Consider the following 17,912-nt stretch of genomic DNA (forward strand, 5'->3'; position numbering starts at 1 on the left):
ACGGGACGGTGAACGAACGGTGTTTGAGATGATCACACCCCGGTGACCAGCGTCGTATCGCGAGCGGATGCCCCCGGGGCTGCCCTTGGGGGCAACGGGTGTGCCCCGGCCCGGGTACCGGCGGACGTTTCGGCCGGCCTCCTCGCGCGCGAGGGTGGAGAGCGTTCCTGTCTCGTACCCCGAGGAGAGCAGAGCATGCCGTCCTACCTGTCGCCCGGCGTCTACGTCGAGGAGGTGGCCAGCGGCTCACGTCCCATCGAGGGGGTGGGCACCTCGGTGGCGGCCTTCGTGGGCCTGGCCCCGACCGGTCCGCTGAACGAGCCGACCCTGGTGACCAACTGGACGCAGTACGTCGCGGCCTTCGGTGAGTTCACCGACGGGTACTACCTCGCGCACTCCGTCTACGGCTTCTTCAACAACGGCGGCACCGCCGCCTACGTCGTCCGTGTCGGCGGCACCGCCGAGGGCGCCGGTGAGGACACCAAGTCCCCCGCCGCCGTCGGGAGTTCCGCCGCGCCCGCCGCGCTGCCGCCCGGTGAGGCCAAGCAGCTTGGCACCTTCAGTGTGAGCGCCCTGGCCTCCGGTGACCTGAGTGTCGAGGTCGCCGACGCCGACGGCGACGGTCCCTCCGAGCGCTTCAAGCTGGTCGTCAAGGACGGCGGCAAGCCCGTCGAGTCCTTCGACGTGACCGCCAAGAAGGGCGGCCGCAACTACGTCGTCACCCAGGTGAAGGAGCGTTCCAAGCTCATCACCGTGACCGAGGCCGCGCCCGCCGCACAGCTGGCCCGTCCGGACAACCAGACGGTGGCCCTGGTGGCCCCCACCCCGGCCCCGACGGCCAAGTCCCCCGTCGCGGACACCGGTTCGCACCCCGGCCCGGCCACCTACCTCGGTGACTCGGCCGACCGGACCGGCTTCGGCGGCCTGGAGGCCGTCGACGAGGTGTCCATGGTGGCGGTGCCCGACCTGATGGCCGCCTACCAGCGCGGCGCGATCGACCTGGAGGCCGTCAAGGCCGTCCAGCTCGGCCTGATCGCGCACTGCGAGCTGATGGGCGACCGGGTCGCGGTCATCGACCCGCCGCCGAGCCTCAACGCCCGCCAGATCCGGGTCTGGCGCCAGGAGACGGCCGGCTACGACTCCAAGTACGCGGCCCTGTACTACCCCTGGATCAAGACCTTCGACCCCGCCTCCGGCCAGTCCCGGCTGGTCCCGCCGTCCGGTCACGTGGCCGGCGTCTGGGCCCGCAACGACGCCGAGCGCGGTGTCCACAAGGCCCCGGCGAACGAGGTCATCCGCGGCGCGGTCGACCTGGAGCTCCAGATCACCCGCGGCGAGCAGGACCTGCTCAACCCGATCGGCGTGAACTGCATCCGCGCCTTCCCGGGCCGCGGCATCCGCGTCTGGGGCGCCCGCACCCTGTCCTCCGACCCGGCCTGGCGCTACCTGAACATCCGCCGGTACTTCAACTACCTGGAGGAGTCGATCCTGATCGGCACCCAGTGGGTGGTCTTCGAGCCCAACGACCACAACCTCTGGGCCCGTATCCGGCGCAACATCTCCGCCTTCCTGGTCAACGAGTGGCGCAGTGGCGCGCTGTTCGGGCAGCGGCCCGAGGAGGCGTACTACGTCAAGTGCGACGAGGAGACCAACCCGCCGGAGTCGGTGGACGTCGGCCGCGTCATCTGCGAGATCGGCATCGCGCCGGTCAAGCCCGCCGAGTTCGTCATCTTCCGGCTGGCGCAGTTCTCCAGCGGCAGCGGCGAGCTCCAGGAGTAGCGGGGCCGAGGCCTCCAACCCCCTTGTATGTCAGGCATTTTGAGCAGAACGGGCAGTAACAGATGAGTCTCCAGCCGGGTGACGCCCTCACATCACATAATTTCGGCCTGCAGATCGACGGCGTGATGGTCGAGTACCTCGCCGAGGTCAGCGGCCTGTCGATGGAGCAGGACGTCATCACCTACCAGCAGAACACGCCGGACGGGAAGAACCACGTCCGCAACCTGCCGGGCGTGAAGAAGAACGGCACCTGCACGGTCGTGCGCGGTATGACCCAGTCGTCGTCCTTCACCCAGTGGATCAACGAGTCGATCAACGGCCAGATGACCACGGCCCGCAAGAACGCCACCATCATCATGATGGACTTCCAGAACACCCCGGTGAAGCGCTACAACCTGCGCAACGCCTGGTGCAGCAAGATCGACACGAGCACGGTCAAGGCGGGCGAGGCGGCCGCGCTGACCGAGTCCGTGACCATCACGTTCGAAGAACTGGTCATCGAGTAATGAGGCGTTCGGCCGGCAGGGGAGCGGGCGGCGCGGCCGTGAGCCTCGGCGCGCCGCTCGCGCCCGAGGTGACGGCGGCGCCCCCGCAGCAGGAGGCGCCCCGCGAGGTGCTGCGCACGGAGTTCCCGTTCCAGCTTCCTCGCGGTTACGTCGACGAGCAGGGCACCGTCCACCGCGACGGTGTCATGCGGCTGTCGACGGCGCGGGACGAGCTGATCCCGCTGCGGGACGTGCGGGTGCAGGAGAACCCCGCGTTCCTGTCGGTGGTGCTGCTGGGCCGGGTCATCACCCGGCTCGGCACGCTCCCCCTCATCCACGACGGCATCGTGGAGAACATGTTCGCCTCCGACCTGGCGTTCCTTCAGGACTTCTACCGCCAGATCAACGCGGAGGGCCACACCCGGGCCGCGGTCAACTGCCCGCACTGCTCGGAGCCCTTCGAGGTGGAACTCGGCGGGAGCCGCCTGGGGGAATCGTGACGTACGCGACCGACCGGCTGCACGAGGAGATCGCGTACGTCGCCTACCACTTCCACTGGAGCCTGGAGGACATCCTGGACCTGGAGCACGCGGACCGCCGCCGCTTCACGACCGAGATCGCCTCTCTGGTGACCAGAGCGGAGGGCTGATCGGTGGGTCTGTGGGATCGGGTACGAGGACGGGGCCGCGGACCGGAGACCGGGGCGGGGGCCGAGGCCTCCGCCTCCGCTTCCGCCGAGGTCTCCGCCGGGGCGGCCGCCGAGGCGCCGCGTCCCGTGGTGGCGGCTGCCTGGACCGGGCTGCCGCCGATCCAGCGTGCGCTGGCCACGGGCGGACCGGTCGCGGACCACGGCTTCGCCGGACGGCTGCCTACCTGGCAGAACCCGTCCTTCATGGGCACGCGCTCGCACGCCGTGCTGGACGGCGCGTCGAGCGCGGGCCTGACCGGCGGCGGCATCACGGGCATGACGGGCGCGGGGGCCGTGTCCGGCCTCGAACGCCCGGCGGGTTCCCTCCCGTTGGCGGGTCCGGTGACCCCGGCGGGCCCGGCCGGCCTGTCCGGCCCGGCGTTTCCAGGGGCTCCGACGGGCGGTCAGGGCCCGAAGGTTCCCCTGGTCCAGCTGCGCGCGCTGCCCGTGGGAGGCCCGGCGGGGACGCCGGGCCCCACGGCACGGGGCGGCACGGCCGCGTCCGGCCCCACGGCGTCCGGCCCCACGGTGTCCAGGAGTTCGGCCGCGTCCGGCGGTCCTTCGGCGCCGGGGGCAACCGGGCCCGGGAGCCCGGCCGCACCGGCCGGTTCCGCCGCTCCCGGCGCCCCCGGGTCCGTGGGTCCGGCCGCGTCGGGTACCTCCGGGACCGGGGGTCCGGTTGCTTCCGGCCCCGCCGCGCCGGGTGTTCCGTCGGCTCCGGCCGGGACGGCGGGTCCGGGGACGGCGTCCACGGGTTCGCCGGTACCGCCCGTGCAGCGGGTCTCGCTGGGCGGGCGGCGCGGTGCGGGCGCGGCTCGGACGGCCGGTTCCGGTGGCGCCGGTGCGGTACGGGGCACGGGCGGCGCGCCGGTGTCCCCGCCGTCCGCCCCGGCCGGTTCGCAGGGGGCGGCGCCGTCCGCCGTCCAGCGGACGGCCACCTCCGCGACCGCCTCCCCGGCACCGGCTCCGGTTTCGCGACCGGCCGCGGTACCGCTGGCGTGGTCGCCCCAGCCCGCCCCCTCCGCACCGGCTCCGGCCACCGGCCCCCGGGTCGCGCCGGCGCCTCCGGTCGCGCCTCGCCGCAGCGCGCTGACGCATGCGCCGGCCAACACCCCGGCGACGGCCGTGCAACGCCGCACGCTCCCGTCGGCGCCCAGGACCCTGGCCGGCGAGAGCACGGCGACGCCGCCCTCCGGCGAGGGTGACCGAGCGGGGAGCGGGACCGCGGCGACCGGGGCCGTGACGTCGGCACCGGCGGACGTGAGCGGGGGCCGGTCCGGCACGGGTGGCGACGGCGGCCCCGCGTCCGGTGCGGCTCCGCGCGCGGTCCAGGGTGTGGACCCCGGCCGCGGCTCCGCTCCCGCGCCCGCCGTCGTACAGCGATCCGCGTCCGCGGACGGTCCGGCGGTCCGTCCGGGGACGCAGGCTCCGCCCGTGAAGGGTTCCGGCGGCGGTACGGCACCGGCGCCGAAGCCGTCCGCGGCCACCGGCCCTGCGACCCCTTCTTCCGCGCCCGTGCCCACGCCGCCCTCCGCTCCGGCCGGCGGCTCCTCCTTTGGGACTCCCGCTTCCGCTCCCGTCCAGCGGAAGACGGCGAGCGGCACCTCGGCCGCCCACACCCGGACCTCCCCCGCGGCGCCCGCCGCCCCTGTGCAGCGGCGGACCGCGGGCGGCGCTTCGGGCAACCGCACGGAGAGCTCCTCGGCGACGCCCACGGCGCCTCCCGCACCCTCCGCTGCGGGCGGCTCTCCCGAAGCTCCCGCCACCGGTCCCGCCCCTGCTTCCGGTCCCGCCCCCGTCCAGCGCCGGACCACGAGCGATGCTCCAGGCGGCAGCGGCAGCGGCAGCGGCAGCGGCACACCGGCCTCCCCGGCAACACCTACGGCGCCCTCCGCACCCTCCGCGCCCTCAGCGTCCTCAGCGCCTTCAGCTTCCGCCGCGTCTCCGAGCGTCGGCGGCTCCTCCGAGGCCCAGGCTTCCGCGCCGACGCCCGCGCCCACGTCCGCTCCCGTTCCTGTCCAGCCCGTCCAGCCTGTCCAGCCTGTCCAGCCTGTCCAGCCCGTCCAGCCCGTCCAGCCCGTCCAGCCCGTCCAGCGGCGGACCGTGAGCGGCTCCTCGGCCGCCCCGGTCTCTCCGGCCTCTCCGGTCTCTCCGGCCTCTCCGGCCGCTCCGGCTTCCCCGGCGACGCCGGTGCAGCGCAGGACGGCCGCCGGTCCCGCCGGTACCCCGCCCCCGGTCCGACCCGCCTCCTCCGCGAGCGGTGGCCCGGAGCCGCGGCCTCCCGTGCAGCGGAGGGCGACGGAGAGCCCGGCCGCCGTCGACACCGGCGTAACCGGTGTACGGGAGACGGCGTCCCCGGCGCCGGCACCGGCAACCGGGGCCGCGCCCACCGCCGTACCGGACGCGGCGAAGCCGCCGCGCGAGCCCGGCCAGGGCGCACCGGGCGCCACGTCGGCCCCGCGCCCGTCCGCCACCCCGCCCGTCCAGCGGGCCGCGAAGAGCACCCCTTCCGCCGCCCCCGTCGCGCCTGTTCAGCGCGCGGCCGAGGGCACGGCTCCCGCCGCTCCGGTCCGGCGTACGGCCGAGGGCACGACTCCCGCCGTTCCCACGGCGCCCGTCCAGCGTGCTGCCGAGGGCACGGCACCCGCCGCACCCGCCCCTCCGGTGGCTCCCGTCCAGCGGGCCGCGAAGAGCACCGCTTCCGCGGCCCCCGTCGCGCCTGTTCAGCGCGCGGCCGAGGGCACGACTCCCGCCGTTCCCACGGCGCCCGTCCAGCGTGCTGCCGAGGGAGCCGCACCCGCCGCCCCCGGGGCCCCCGCCGCTCCGGTCCAGCGCGCGGCGAGCGGCGCCGCCCCCGCCGCACCCCGCCCGGGGCTCGGCGCCCCCGTCGCCATGCCGCCGTCCGTGCAGCGGCGGGCGGCCGGGAAGCCGGTGTCCCCGGCCGGTTCCGCGGCGGACGTCCCGGCAGCGCGGCAGCGTGCGCAGGGGCAGGGACCGGCGTCGCCCACCGCGTCCGTGCAGCGGTCCGTTGCGCCCCCGTCCGGCCCGTCCGGCCCGTCCGGCCCGTCCGCCCCGTCCTCGCCCACGTCGACTCCCGCGTCCACGCCCGCCGCCAACACCCCACCCCGCCTCGGTCTCGGAGCACCCATGACCGTTCCGCCCGCGACAGGGGGCGGCCGTGCGCCGTCCGCCGTCTCCCCCTCCGTTCCGCCCGCTGCACCCCCCGTACTGCCGCCCGCCGCCGGGCAGTTCACCTCCGCCCCCCAGGCGGCCCCGCCCCTGCCGCCGTCCTTCCCGCTGCCCGCCGCGCCCCCGGTGCCGCAGGCGGCTCCGGTGTTCTCCGCGCTGCCCGTGCAGCGGGCCGTGAAGTCCGCGCCCGTGGCCCTGCGCCCCGCCACCACGGCCTACTCCGCGGCCACCCCGCTCCCCGTGGCCCCGCTGAACCTCCCCACCGTGCAGCGCGATGCGCTCTCCACGCCGCTGTCCCTCCCGACCGCCGCCGGTGGCACCAAGTCCCTGAAGAAGAGCGCCGATTCCGGCGGGACCCCGGTCCTCCCCCCGGCGCCCGTCACCAGGTCCGAGACACCGCCTCCGCCGCCGCCCCCGCCGCCACCGCCCACGTACGCCGCCGCCACCGCCCAGGACGCCCCGCCGCCGGGGTACCAGGCGATCGCGGACGGCGGGTTCGACCCGCGGGACCTCACCGAGTTCCAGGTCGACGCGCTCGTCCACCGGATCATCGACCGGGTGACCCGGCACGTGCGCACGGAACTGCGCCGCGACCGCGAACGCGTCGGAAAGCTCCGCGACTTCCGTCCCTGAACCCCGCCCACCCCCCTCCACAGAAAGGCCTCCGATGGCTCGCCAGGACCCGGGAACCACGATCTGGTTCAGCCTCTCGATCGACGGTGAGAGCCTCGGTTACTTCAACGGGTGCGAGGGGCTGTCGTCGCAGGTGGAGATCGAGCGGCGGCAGGAGGGCGGCAACAACGGCTTCGTGTGGCAGCTGCCCACCCGTGTCACCTTCTCCAACATCCGCCTGACGCGGCCGCTGACCCCGGACACCGGCAAGGTCGCGAAGTGGATCTCCTCCGTGCAGACCGGGATCAAGCGACCCACCGCGCAGATCACCGCCCTCCGCGCCGACGGCTCCGAGGTCGCCCGCTGGGGCCTCCTCGACGTGCTGCCCGTGAGCTGGCAGGGCCCCTCACTCGACCCGGCCAGCCCGTCCGTGGCCACCGAGGTCCTGGAGATCACCCACCACGGATTCACGGACTGAGAGAGACGAGAGCCCAGACAGATGGCCAGTAGCAGCCGGGGCGCCGGCAAGAGCCTCGTGCGCGCCACCCTGGAGATCCACCAGCCCCCGCCGAGCGGCAGCCGCACGCCCGGCGCTCTCATCAAGTCCTTCAGCTTCGACTTCAACCCGGCGCAGCTCAGCATCGGCCGCCGCGCCGACTGGAAGTCGTCCTACGCGCCCATCGAACGCGACGGCCCGCTCCCGGAGTTCCTCGGCGCGCACCCGCGGCACATGGGCGTGGAGATCTTCCTGGACTCGTCCGACGAGCCCACCTCCAACTCGGTCCTGAAGAAGGTCGAGTCGCTGATGACCTGCTGCGAGGTCACCAGCATGAGCATCGCGAACAAGCGGCCGTCGCCGCCGTGGGTGGTCTTCGAGTGGGGTTCCTTCTCGACGGCCCGGTTCACGGCGTACGTCGCCTCCGTCGACGCCTCCTACACCCTGTTCGGGACCAGCGGGGTGCCGATCCGGGCCACGTGCAGTCTGCAACTCCAGGAGATCCCGACCAAGACGCCGGGGCAGAACCCGACCTCGGGCGCCCTCACCGCGCAGCGCGTGCACCGGGTCGTCGCCGGGGACTCGCTCCAGGCGCTGGCCTGGCGCGAGTACGGCGACGCGTCGGCCTGGCGGACGATCGCCGACGCGAACGGGATCGACGACCCGAACCACCTGCCCACCGGTACGGAACTGGTGCTGCCCGCCGCCGAGGAGGTGCGGCACTCATGGTGAAGTACGCCTACTCGAACATCATCAAGGTCTCCGTCAACGGGAAGGAGCTGGACTCCAAGTCGGAGTTCGCCTCCGCCCTGGTCGAGGCCCATGTCGACCAGGGTGTCGGGGTGCCCGCCGCCTTCCAGCTGACCTTCCGCGACAAGGACCGCAAGCTGCTCGGCAAGCTGGGTGTCAAGTTCGGCAGCCCGGTGGTGCTCACCCCGATGTCCGACGGCGAGAACACCGCGGGGCCTCTGCTGACCGGCGAGGTCACCGCGATGGAGGCCGAGTACGACGGCACCGGCAGCTATGTGGTGGTCCGCGGCTACGACAACGGCTTCCGGCTGATGCGCCAGCGCCGGATCGTCGCGTACCGCAACCAGACCGCCTCCGACATCGCCCGCAAGCTGGCGGGTCAGGACGGGGTGCCGATCGGGCGGATCGACTCGACGAAGACCGTCTACGAGTTCATCAGCCAGAGCAACGTCACCGACTGGGAGTTCCTGGCCAGGCTCGCGGACGAGAACGAGATGGTGATGTCCGTCGACGCGAAGGGCAAGTTCCAGTTCGTCAACCCGAAGGACGCCTCCGGGGCGCCGCCGCCGAGCACGGACGGCGACAAGAGCCCCTTCGTCCTGGAGGCAGGCCACGACATCCTGCGGCTGCGCACCGCGGTCACCGCCGCCGACCAGGTCGCCAAGGTGGAGTCCCGCGGCTGGGACGTGACGACGAAGAAGACGCTCACCGCGACGTCGACGGTCGGCAGCGACAAGAAGGCGTACAGCATCGGGACCACCCCGAGCGAGGCGTACGGCAAGTTCCCGGCGGCCAAGCTGGTCGAGACCCGCACCCCCTACGACAAGCAGTCCGAGGTCAAGTTCGCGGCCGACGCCCTCTCCACCGACGTGTCGTCCGGGTTCGCCGAGGTCGAGGTCGTCGTGCGCGGCAACCCGCAGCTGCGGCCGGGCGTCCCGGTGGCGCTCTCGGACGTCGGCGACCCCTTCGAGGGCAAGTACACGGTCACCTCGGTCCGGCACGTCTTCGCCGACGCCAAGCACTACGAGACCTGGGTGACGGTCAGCGGCCGGCAGTGGCGCTCGCTGTACGGGGTGGCCTCGGGCGGCAGCGGGGAGGCCGGCGCCGACCGGCAGCTGAGCGTGTCCCAGGCGCTGGTCACCGACGTGCAGGACCCGCTCCAGCAGGGCCGGGTGAAGCTCAAGTTCCCGTGGCTGGACGACACCTACGTCAGCGACTGGACGCGGACCGTGCAGATGGGCGGTGTCCGCGGCGGCGGGGTCTTCCCGATGGACGTCGGGGACGAGGTGCTGGTCGCCTTCGACCGGGGCGCCCTGGACCACGCGTACGTCATCGGCGGCCTCTACAACGGCAAGGACAAGCCGACCAGGGTCAAGGACGTGCCGCTGCACGACGGCATGCGCGGCCGGGCCACCCGGCACACGATCTCCGACCGCGTCGGCAACCGCATGGACCTGCTCGACATGCGGACCGGCAAACAGGGCGTCCGGCTGGCCAGCGGCGACGACAAGCTCACCGTCTTCCTGGACCGGCAGAAGACCGAGGTCACCGTGGACAGCAAGGGCACCGTCTCCATCAAGGGCACCAGGTCGGTGTCGGTCGAGGCCGGCGCCAACCTGTCCCTGAAGGCGGGGGGCGCGCTCAGTCTCCGGAGCGGGGGACCGCTGTCCATCCAGAGCGCGGAACTCGTCGACATCAAGTCCCCCGCGGGCGTCGTCTCGGTGAACGCGGCCGCGCTGAACATGATGGCGACCGGCGCCGCGTCGCTGCGGGCCAACGGCCCGCTGGCGCTGGGCTCCCTGGCCACCGTGGCGATCACGGCGCCCCAGGTGCCGGTGCTCGGCAACCTGACCATGGCCGGCCTGACCGTGATGGTGATACCGGCGTGAGCGGGCACGAGGTCTTCCCCGAGAGGCGGGTGCGGGTCTGATGGCAGAACAATTCGTGGGATCCGGCTGGTCGTTCCCGCTGCGGATCGGCCCCACCGGCGGCATCGCCCTGGTCAGCGGGGAGAAGGAGGTGGAGGAGGCGATCCGTCTCGTCCTGTCCACCGCCCCCGGCGAACGGCCGATGCGGCCCGAGTTCGGCTGCGCCATCCACGACCTGGTCTTCGCCCCGGTCAACGAGCAGACCGCCGGCCGCATCCAGCACGAGGTGCACGTCAGCCTCGACCGCTGGGAGCCGCGCATCGAGGTCGAGGACGTCGAGGTCACCACCGGCGCCGACCCCAGCGTGCTGATGATCGACGTGCGTTACTCGATCCGCGGCACCAACAACCCGCGCAGCCTGGTCTTCCCGTTCTACGTCATCCCCTCCCACGACGAGCCGGACCTGCCCTCCTCCCCGGACTTCCCGGACTCCTCGGAAAGCGACCGCTGATCCCCGATGGCCCTGCCCTCCCCGAACCTCGACGACCGACGCTTCCAGCAGTTCGTCGACGACGCCAAGCGTTACATCCAGCAGCGCGCCCCGGAGTGGACCGACCACAACGTCTCCGACCCCGGCATCACGCTCGTGGAGACGGTCGCGCACATGGCCGACCAGATCGTGTACCGGCTCAACCGGGTCCCGGAGAAGAACCACCTGGCCTTCCTGGACCTGGTCGGCATCACGCTGTTCCCGCCGTCGGCGGCCCGCACGGAGGTGACCCTCTGGCTGTCGGCGGCCCAGGAGGAACCGGTGCCGGTGCCCGTCGGCACGGAGGTGGCGACCCGCCGCACCGAGACGCAGGAGGCGGTGGTCTTCGCGACCGAGCGCGAACTGACCATCGTGCCGAGCGAGTTGCGGCACCTGCTCCGGCAGCAGGAGGGCTCGGCCGTCGTCGACCTCACCCACGAGCTCGCCGAGGGCAAGGACCTGCTCTGCTTCACCGAGTCCCCGAACCCGGGCGACTGCATGCTGCTGGGCCTGTCCGCGGCCGTCCCGCACTGCGCGGTCGCCCTCGACCTGGACAGCCGGGTCGACGGTGTCGGCGTGGACCCGCGGCAGCCGCCGCTGGTGTGGGAGGCGTGGACGGAGGACGGCTGGAAGGAGTGCGAGGTCGACCGGGACGGCACCGGTGGCCTCAACCGCCCCGGCGAGGTCGTGCTGCACGTGCCCGGCGGCCATGTGCTGTCGCGCAACGGCGGCCTGGAGGCGAGCTGGCTGCGCTGCCGGGTCGTCGAGCCGCACAACGACCAGCCCTTCTACACCACCTCGCCGACCATCCGGTTCGTCGAGGCCTGCACGGTCGGCGGCACCACGGCGACGGTGCACGCGGAGACCGTCGAGGACGAGGCGCTCGGCGAGTCCACCGGCCTGCCCGGCCAGCGGCTGCGGCTGGCGCACTACCCGGTCGTCGGCGACACCCCGCCGCTGCTGCTCCAGACCGCCGAGCACGACGGCGAGGCCGGCTGGCTGGACTGGCAGGTCGTCCCGCACTTCGGGGCCTCCGGACCGGCCGACCGGCACATCACCCTCGACGCGACCACCGGCGAGATCGCCTTCGGCCCCGCGGTGCGCGAACCGGACGGCTCGCTGCGCCAGTACGGCGCGGTGGCCCCGAAGGGCGCGGTCATCCGCGCCCGCCGCTACCGCACCGGCGGCGGCCGCGAGGGCAACGTGGCGCGCGGCGCCGTACAGATCCTGCGCTCCTCCATCCCGTACGTCGCGGAGGTCGTCAACCGCGAGGCCGCGCGCGGCGGAGTGGACGGCGAGACGGTCGCCGAGGCCAAGGTCCGCGCCCCGATCACGCTGCGCGCCCAGGAGCGGGCCGTGACCCTGCGCGACTACGAGGAACTCGCCCGCCGCGCGGCCCCGGAGACCGCCCGCATCACCTGCCTGGAGGGCGAGGAGGGCGAGCACGGGGCGTACGCGGTAAGGGTGCTGGTGGTGCCCCAGGCCGTCGCCGACCCCGGCGGCCGGCTCCGCTTCGAGCAGCTGGTGCCCGGTGACGCCCTGCTGGACCGGATCACCCGCTACCTGGACGAGCGCCGTCTGATCGGCACCCGGCTGGCCGTCGGACCGCCCTTCTACCAGGGCGTCACCGTCGTCGCCACCGTGCACGCCTTCCGCGGGGTGGACGTCGACCGGGTCCGCCGCCAGGCCCACGACGCCCTCTACCGCCACCTGGACCCGCTGACCGGCGGCGCGGACGGCAAAGGCTGGCCGTTCGGGCGCCCGGTGCAGTCCGGCGAGGTCTTCGCGGTGCTCCAGCGCGTGCCCGGCGTCGAGCTCGTCGACGAGGTGATCCTGCACCCCGCCGACCCCCTCACCGGCAAGCGCGGCGACCCGACGGACCGCATCGACCTGGAGGCCCCGTCGCTGGTCTTCTCCTACGACCACCGGGTCCGGGTGATCGGCGAATGAGACCCGCCCCTGTGACAGGAGACGTCCGTTGAGAGGCTCGATCGACGGGCTGGGCTCCTCCGTCCCCATCGCCCCGATGCTCCCGGCGGTCTTCGCCGACGACGATCTCGCGCTGCGTTTCGTCGCCGGCCTGGACGACGTGATCGCCCCGATCCCGAACGTCCTGGACTGCCTGCCCAGTTACTTCGACCCGGCCCTGGCCCCGCTGGACTTCGCGGAGTGGCTGGGCACCTGGGTCGGCGCGGAGACGGACGGCACGGAAGCGGAACCGCTGCTCCGGGCCGCCGTCGCGGCGGCGGCCTACCTGCACCGCATCCGGGGCACCCGCCTCGGCCTGTCGGAGACGGTCCGGCTGGCCTTCGGCGTGACACCGGAGATCACGGAGAGCGGCGGCGCCAGCTGGACCGCGCGTCCGCTCGGCGCCTTCCCCGGCACTCCGCGCCCGCACCTGCACGTCCACCTCGCGCTCCCCGCTCCCACCCCCGCCGACGAGGTCCGTCTGGAACACCTCGTGGCCGCCGCCCGCCCCGCTCACATGCCTTACACGGTCCAGGTGACCGCGTCCGCCGAAAGGACCCCCCAGCGATGACGACCAACCGGAACTGCACGGAGTGCGGCACGGTCGCCGAACCGGGCCAGTCCTTCTGCGAAGCCTGCGGAGGGGTCCTGAGCTGGGCCAGCAGAGCCAACACCGCGTCCGCCCCCGAGCCGACCCCGACGCCGACCCCGACGCCGACGCCGATGCCCGGCCCGGCCCCCACGCCGACCCCGACCCCGGCCCCGGTCCCCACGCCGACCCCGGCCCCGGCCCCGGTCCCCACGCCGACCCCGGCCCCGACCCCGCCGCCGGCCTGGGACGCCTTCGCGGGCCGGGACGGCAGCGTCGGCCTCCCCCGCACCCCGCTGGGCACGGCGGCGACGGCGCCCCGCCAGGAACACGAGGACGTGCAGGCGGCGGCCACGGCAGCGACCCTCCAGGGGCGCGGGGACCTGCGCGAACAGCCCCCGCTCGCCGGCACGGACCCGCTCAGCTCCGAAGCCCCCACCACTCCCACCAGGCAGGCCACCCCCACGTCCGCCCCCGACGACGCGCACGACCGGGCCCGCCGGCTGCTCGTCCCCGTGCAGGACTCGGAGCCCGCCCCCACCCCGCAGCCCTCGGTCGCCCCGGTCCTCCCCGGCCGCCCGACCCCGCAGCGCCCCCAGACCGTCCGCGCCCCCGGCGAGGACCTCGGCGCCCACGGCGGCATCCCCTGCCCCTGGTGCTCCACCCCCAACCGCACCGACCGCCACTTCTGCACCCGCTGCGCCATGCCCATGGCCGGCGACGGCCCCGACGCCCTCCCGGCCCACCGCCCCTGGTGGCGCCGTCTCTTCGACTGGCGCCGCAGGGAGACCCCCTGGGCCGGCGACCGCCCCCGTCTGCGCCGCACCTTCGACCGCGTCCTGACCTGGATCGGCGTCGCCCTGATCCTCACCGTGGTCACGGTCCTCGCGGTCAACACGCCGAAGGCGGTCAGCGCCACCCGCGACCACTTCGCCAAGCGCGCCCAGGTCTCCCCGGACAGCGTCAAGGCGTCCCGCTCGTACGCCGGCCACAAGCCGGACCTGGCCTTCGACAAGCTGAACAACACCTGGTGGGGCCCCGGTGTGACGCAGGGCGGCGAGGGCGAGTGGATCGAGGCCCGCTTCGACGAGCCGACCCGCCTGCTGAACGTGATCATCACCTCGGGCGAGTCGACCCACAACGAGCAGCTGAAGAAGTCGGCCCTGCCGCACCGGATCAAGGTGACGATCAAGACGGCCGACGGCAGGACGGAGAACCGCGAGCTGACCCTCGACCAGATGCTCGGCGGCCAGTCCCGCGGCTTCCGCGCGGCGAACGTCGAGTCCGTCCGCTTCACCATCGAGTCCTCGTACCAGGCCTCGGCCGACACCCAGGTGGCCATCGCCGAGATCGAGTTCTTCGGCCCGTCGACCGCCAGCTCCGACTGACCGGGCGCCGCCGGGGAAGCCCCTACCCGGGGCTTCCCATCAGCTCCCGGTAGACCGCCGTCGACCTGGGGTTGCCCCGGCAGCCCCACACGCCGTGCGGGCAGTAGTCCGTGATCGTCTGGTACAGCGGCCGGCTGCTCGCGAACCACTCCAGCATCCCGCGCAGGTACACCGGGTCGTCCCCGTTCTCGTACAGCCCCCACTCGGGGTAGGAGACCGGCTTGCCGTGCGCGCGGGCGAACGCGACCTGGGCCGCCAGCCCGTACGGCTCGGTGACCTGCTCCTCGAAGGAGGTCCCGCGCGGGGAGTCGTAGGCGTCCATGCCGATGACGTCCACGACCCGGTCCCCGGGGTAGCACTCGGTCCAGGGGATCGCGTCCCGCCCCCGGTTCGGCGCGAAGTCGAACCGGAACCGCTGTCCCCGCACCGCCCGCATCGCCGTCACGATCCGCGTCCAGTACGCCTTCCAGGCCGCCGGGTCCGGCCCGCAGCGGTGGGTGTACGTCACCCCGTTCATCTCCCAGCCGAGGACGACGACGGTGTCCGGGGCGCCGACCGCCACCAGCCGCCGGGCCAGCGCCCGGAAGTGGCCGTCGTACGCCCCGGCCGCCCCGAGCCGGAGCCGGCGCCGTACCTCGGCGTCGGGCAGGTGGTCCTCGGTCCCCGCCAGCATCGGCACGTTCAGGACGAGGAGCCGGTCCGGTCCGGCCCGCCGCCAGCGCGCCCACAGCCGTACGAAGTCCGGGGCGCCCTCGATGTTCCGCCACACGTCCCCGGGCAGGTAGGTGTGCCCGACCCGGGGTTCGCCGTGCCCGAGCCAGTCCCCGAGCGCGGCCACCCGCCGCACGCCCTGCGCGCCGTATCCGACGTACGCCCCGAAGGGTCCGGGCGCGGCCGGGCGCGGGGTCTCCGGGCGGGAGACGGGGAACAGCAGGAGGGCGACCAGCACGGTGACGAGGACGAGCCTCAGACAAGCCATGGGGTGCAGTCTTGCCGCTGCCGGGCGCCGGTGTGCCCGGTGTGCGTCACTTCGAACTTTGTGCGAGGGGCGGCCCGGGCGGTGCCGGTGCGGCGGGCCGGGTGAGCGCCGGACCGTCGGGGCCCTGGACCCGGACCCCGTGCCGTCGCAGCCACGGCAGCGGCGGTACCGCCGAGTCCGGGTGGGGGCCGGTGCGGACCTCGAAGTGGAGGTGCGGCCCGGAGGCGTTGCCCGTCGACCCGGCGGAGCCCAGCCGCTGGCCCGTCACGACGTGCCGGCCGGCGCGGACGTTGATGACGGACAGGTGCGCGTACTGGGTGTAGTAGCCGTCCGGGTGGCGCAGGACGACCTGGTTGCCGAAGCCGTCCCCGCAGGACGCGGTCACCACCACGCCGGGTCCGACCGCGTACACCGGAGTACCGGTGTCGACCGCGAAGTCCTGGCCGGTGTGCCGGTGCCGCCAGCGGGGCCCCCTGGCGGAGTAGCTCGCCGAGAGCCAGTAGCGGACGGTGGGCGCGGTCCAGGTGTCCGCGCCGCGCCGCTCGGAGGGCGGGGTGCTCGGGGTGCCGAAGGCGCACCGCTCGGGGCGGGGGTGGGCCACGGCTCGTCCGGGCACGGTGAGGAACGCGCCGGTCAGGAGCAGGACGAGGGCGGCGCCCAGGAGTCGTGGATCATCCGTTCGCATCTTCGGATCCTCGGACGATCCGCTCGCCGGAGGGCGGCCCCACACGCCCGTCGCCGCGACTTTCGCCCGTTCGGGTCCGGCGGCCGGTGCCGGGCCCGGCTGAACGGACGCCCACCGCCGGCCCGTACCTCCGGGCACAGCGTTCGTCCGCAGAACGGAGTCCCCCCGTGACCGCATCCGCAGCCATCGGTGTCACCGGCCTCGGAGTGATGGGCCGCAACCTGGCCCGGAACTTCGCCCGGCACGGCTACCCGGTCGCCGTCCACAACCGCACCCCCGCCCGCACCCGTGCGCTGATCGAGGAGTTCGGGCAGGAGGGCACGTTCGTCGGCGCCGGGACCGCGGCCGAGTTCGTCGCCGTCCTGGAACGCCCCCGCCGCATCATGATCATGGTGCAGGCGGGCGCGGCCACCGACGCCGTCATCGACGAGTTCGTGCCGCTCCTCGAACCCGGCGACATCGTCATCGACGGCGGCAACGCCCACTTCGCCGACACCCGCCGTCGTGAGGCCGCGCTGCGTGCGAAGGGGCTGCACTTCGTCGGCGTCGGCGTCTCCGGCGGCGAGGAGGGCGCGCTCGAAGGCCCGTCCGTCATGCCGGGCGGCTCCGCCGAGTCGTACGCCGTGCTCGGGCCGATGTTCGAGGACATCAGCGCGAAGGTGGACGGCGAGCCGTGCGCCACGCACGTCGGCGCCGACGGCGCCGGGCACTTCGTGAAGATGGTCCACAACGGCATCGAGTACGCCGACATGCAGCTCATCGCCGAGGCGTACGACCTGCTGCGCCAGGTCGGCGGGTACACGCCGGCCGAGATCGCGGACGTCTTCCGGCAGTGGAACGCCGGCCGGCTCGGCTCCTACCTCATCGAGATCACGGCGGAGGTGCTCTCGCACACCGACGCCGGCACCGGCGCGCCCTTCGTCGACGTCGTCGCCGACGCGGCCGGCCAGAAGGGCACCGGGCGCTGGACCGTGCAGACCGCGCTCGACCTCTCCTCGCCGGTCACCACGATCGCCCAGGCGACGTTCGCCCGCGCGGCCTCGGGACGCCGTGAACTGCGCGCCGCGTACGCCGGGCTGCCGGGCGGCACGACCCCGCCGCTCAGCGCGACCGAGGCCGACCGGTTCGCCTCCCGCGTCGAGCACGCCCTGTACGCGTCGAAGGTCATCGCCTACGACCAGGGCTGGACGATGATCCAGGACGCGGCCGCGGAGTACGGCTGGAAGATCGACCTCGGCGCGGTGGCCCGGATCTGGCGGGGCGGCTGCATCATCCGGGCCTCGTTCCTCGACCGCATCCGCGCGGCCTACCGGGCCGACCCCGGCCTCGTCAGCCTGCTGGCCCAGGACGAGTTCGCGCGCGAGATCGCCGACGCGCAGGTCCCCTGGCGGGAGACGGTCGCGTCGGCGGCCCGCCGCGGCATCCCGGTCCCGGCGTTCTCGGCGGCCCTCGCCCACTACGACACCCTCCGCGCGCCGCGCCTCCCGGCGGCCCTCCTCCAGGGCCAGCGCGACTACTTCGGCGCGCACGCCTACCGGCGGACGGACCGGGAAGGCACCTTCCACACCCAGTGGGCTGCGTCCGGCCGGCCGGAGGTGTCCTTCTAGGCGCGCGGGGACGGACCGGCACGGTGCTGTGGTGCTCAGCGGCCCGTGGCGCCGTCGTGGCCGGTCGCGCAGTTCCCTGCGCCCTCAGGACGGGTGCCGCGGTTCGGCCCTGTCAGGCGGCACCCGTGCAACCTCGGTCGGCCGGAGGTGTCCTTCTGGGGGCGCGGGGAACTGCGCGGCGAGCCACGGCGGACCGGCATGGTGCTGTGGTGCTCAGCGGCCCGTGGCGCCGTCGTGGCCGGTCGCGTAGTTCCCCGTGGTCTCAGGACGGGTGCCGCGGTTCGGCCCTGTCAGGCGGCA

At 74.0% G+C, this 17,912-nt stretch carries 16 protein-coding genes; 13 read left to right on the top strand and 3 right to left on the bottom strand.

Annotated features, from left to right (window positions below):
- The first annotated feature begins 195 nt into the window (after positions 1-195).
- From ACZ619_RS31280 to ACZ619_RS31295, 4 genes are all read left to right on the top strand, one after another.
- Positions 196-1,779, top strand: coding sequence for a phage tail sheath subtilisin-like domain-containing protein (locus ACZ619_RS31280; RefSeq protein ID WP_469605998.1), 1,584 nt, complete (start codon positions 196-198; stop codon positions 1,777-1,779).
- A 62-nt stretch (positions 1,780-1,841) separates the two neighbouring features.
- A complete protein-coding gene (locus tag ACZ619_RS31285) occupies positions 1,842-2,285 on the top strand; it encodes a phage tail protein (protein WP_469606000.1) in 444 nt (147 codons plus the stop codon).
- A complete protein-coding gene (locus tag ACZ619_RS31290; RefSeq protein ID WP_469606003.1) occupies positions 2,285-2,764 on the top strand; it encodes a hypothetical protein in 480 nt (159 codons plus the stop codon). Before ACZ619_RS31285 ends, ACZ619_RS31290 begins: the two co-directional genes overlap by 1 nt.
- Positions 2,761-2,913, top strand: coding sequence for a DUF6760 family protein (locus ACZ619_RS31295; protein WP_469606006.1), 153 nt, complete (start codon positions 2,761-2,763; stop codon positions 2,911-2,913). The genes ACZ619_RS31290 and ACZ619_RS31295 overlap by 4 nt, the downstream gene beginning before the upstream one ends.
- A gap of 443 nt (positions 2,914-3,356) precedes the next feature.
- Here the strand turns inward: ACZ619_RS31295 and ACZ619_RS31300 are convergent, their stop codons facing one another.
- Positions 3,357-5,456, bottom strand: coding sequence for a DNA polymerase III subunit gamma/tau domain-containing protein (locus ACZ619_RS31300; RefSeq protein WP_469606008.1), 2,100 nt, complete (start codon positions 5,454-5,456; stop codon positions 3,357-3,359).
- Positions 5,457-6,099: 643 nt separating this feature from the next.
- On the opposite strand from ACZ619_RS31300, the gene ACZ619_RS31305 reads away from it, so the two are divergent.
- From ACZ619_RS31305 to ACZ619_RS31340, 8 genes are read left to right on the top strand one after another with little or no spacing between them, the layout of a single operon-like run.
- A complete protein-coding gene (locus tag ACZ619_RS31305; protein ID WP_469606010.1) occupies positions 6,100-6,774 on the top strand; it encodes a hypothetical protein in 675 nt (224 codons plus the stop codon).
- 34 nt (positions 6,775-6,808) lie between these two features.
- Positions 6,809-7,231, top strand: a complete 423-nt coding sequence (locus tag ACZ619_RS31310) for a phage tail protein (protein WP_469606012.1) — start codon at positions 6,809-6,811, stop codon at positions 7,229-7,231.
- A gap of 21 nt (positions 7,232-7,252) precedes the next feature.
- Complete coding sequence (locus ACZ619_RS31315) at positions 7,253-7,981, top strand: CIS tube protein (protein WP_469606015.1); 729 nt, start codon at positions 7,253-7,255, stop codon at positions 7,979-7,981.
- Positions 7,975-9,888 carry a VgrG-related protein gene (locus ACZ619_RS31320; protein WP_469606017.1) on the top strand — a complete coding sequence of 638 codons (1,914 nt, stop codon included), beginning with the start codon at positions 7,975-7,977 and terminating at the stop codon, positions 9,886-9,888. Before ACZ619_RS31315 ends, ACZ619_RS31320 begins: the two co-directional genes overlap by 7 nt.
- 40 nt (positions 9,889-9,928) lie before the next feature.
- On the top strand, positions 9,929-10,378 hold the full coding sequence (locus ACZ619_RS31325) for a GPW/gp25 family protein (RefSeq protein WP_469606019.1): 450 nt from the start codon (positions 9,929-9,931) through the stop codon (positions 10,376-10,378).
- Positions 10,379-10,384: 6 nt separating this feature from the next.
- Complete coding sequence (locus ACZ619_RS31330) at positions 10,385-12,346, top strand: putative baseplate assembly protein (RefSeq protein ID WP_469606021.1); 1,962 nt, start codon at positions 10,385-10,387, stop codon at positions 12,344-12,346.
- Positions 12,347-12,374: 28 nt separating this feature from the next.
- Positions 12,375-12,935 carry a phage tail protein gene (locus tag ACZ619_RS31335; protein WP_469606023.1) on the top strand — a complete coding sequence of 187 codons (561 nt, stop codon included), beginning with the start codon at positions 12,375-12,377 and terminating at the stop codon, positions 12,933-12,935.
- Entirely contained in the window at positions 12,932-14,341 is a 1,410-nt protein-coding gene (locus tag ACZ619_RS31340) for a zinc ribbon domain-containing protein (protein ID WP_469606026.1), read from the top strand. Before ACZ619_RS31335 ends, ACZ619_RS31340 begins: the two co-directional genes overlap by 4 nt.
- Positions 14,342-14,363: 22 nt before the next feature.
- On the opposite strand, the gene ACZ619_RS31345 is transcribed toward ACZ619_RS31340, so the two are convergent.
- Together ACZ619_RS31345 and ACZ619_RS31350 are read right to left on the bottom strand one after the other, a co-directional pair.
- The gene (locus tag ACZ619_RS31345) at positions 14,364-15,320 is read right to left on the bottom strand and encodes a glycoside hydrolase family 26 protein (RefSeq protein WP_469606029.1); all 957 of its coding nucleotides are present in this window, start codon (positions 15,318-15,320) and stop codon (positions 14,364-14,366) included.
- A gap of 46 nt (positions 15,321-15,366) precedes the next feature.
- Complete coding sequence (locus ACZ619_RS31350; RefSeq protein ID WP_469606031.1) at positions 15,367-16,005, bottom strand: M23 family metallopeptidase; 639 nt, start codon at positions 16,003-16,005, stop codon at positions 15,367-15,369.
- A 167-nt stretch (positions 16,006-16,172) separates the two neighbouring features.
- Here ACZ619_RS31350 and gndA point away from each other — a divergent pair, with 167 nt between their 5' ends.
- Positions 16,173-17,612 (top strand): NADP-dependent phosphogluconate dehydrogenase, encoded by a 1,440-nt coding sequence (gene gndA / locus ACZ619_RS31355; protein WP_469606034.1) that lies wholly within the window; start codon positions 16,173-16,175, stop codon positions 17,610-17,612.
- Positions 17,613-17,912 lie beyond the last annotated feature (300 nt).

The organism is Streptomyces sp. NPDC104367 (assembly GCF_055583825.1).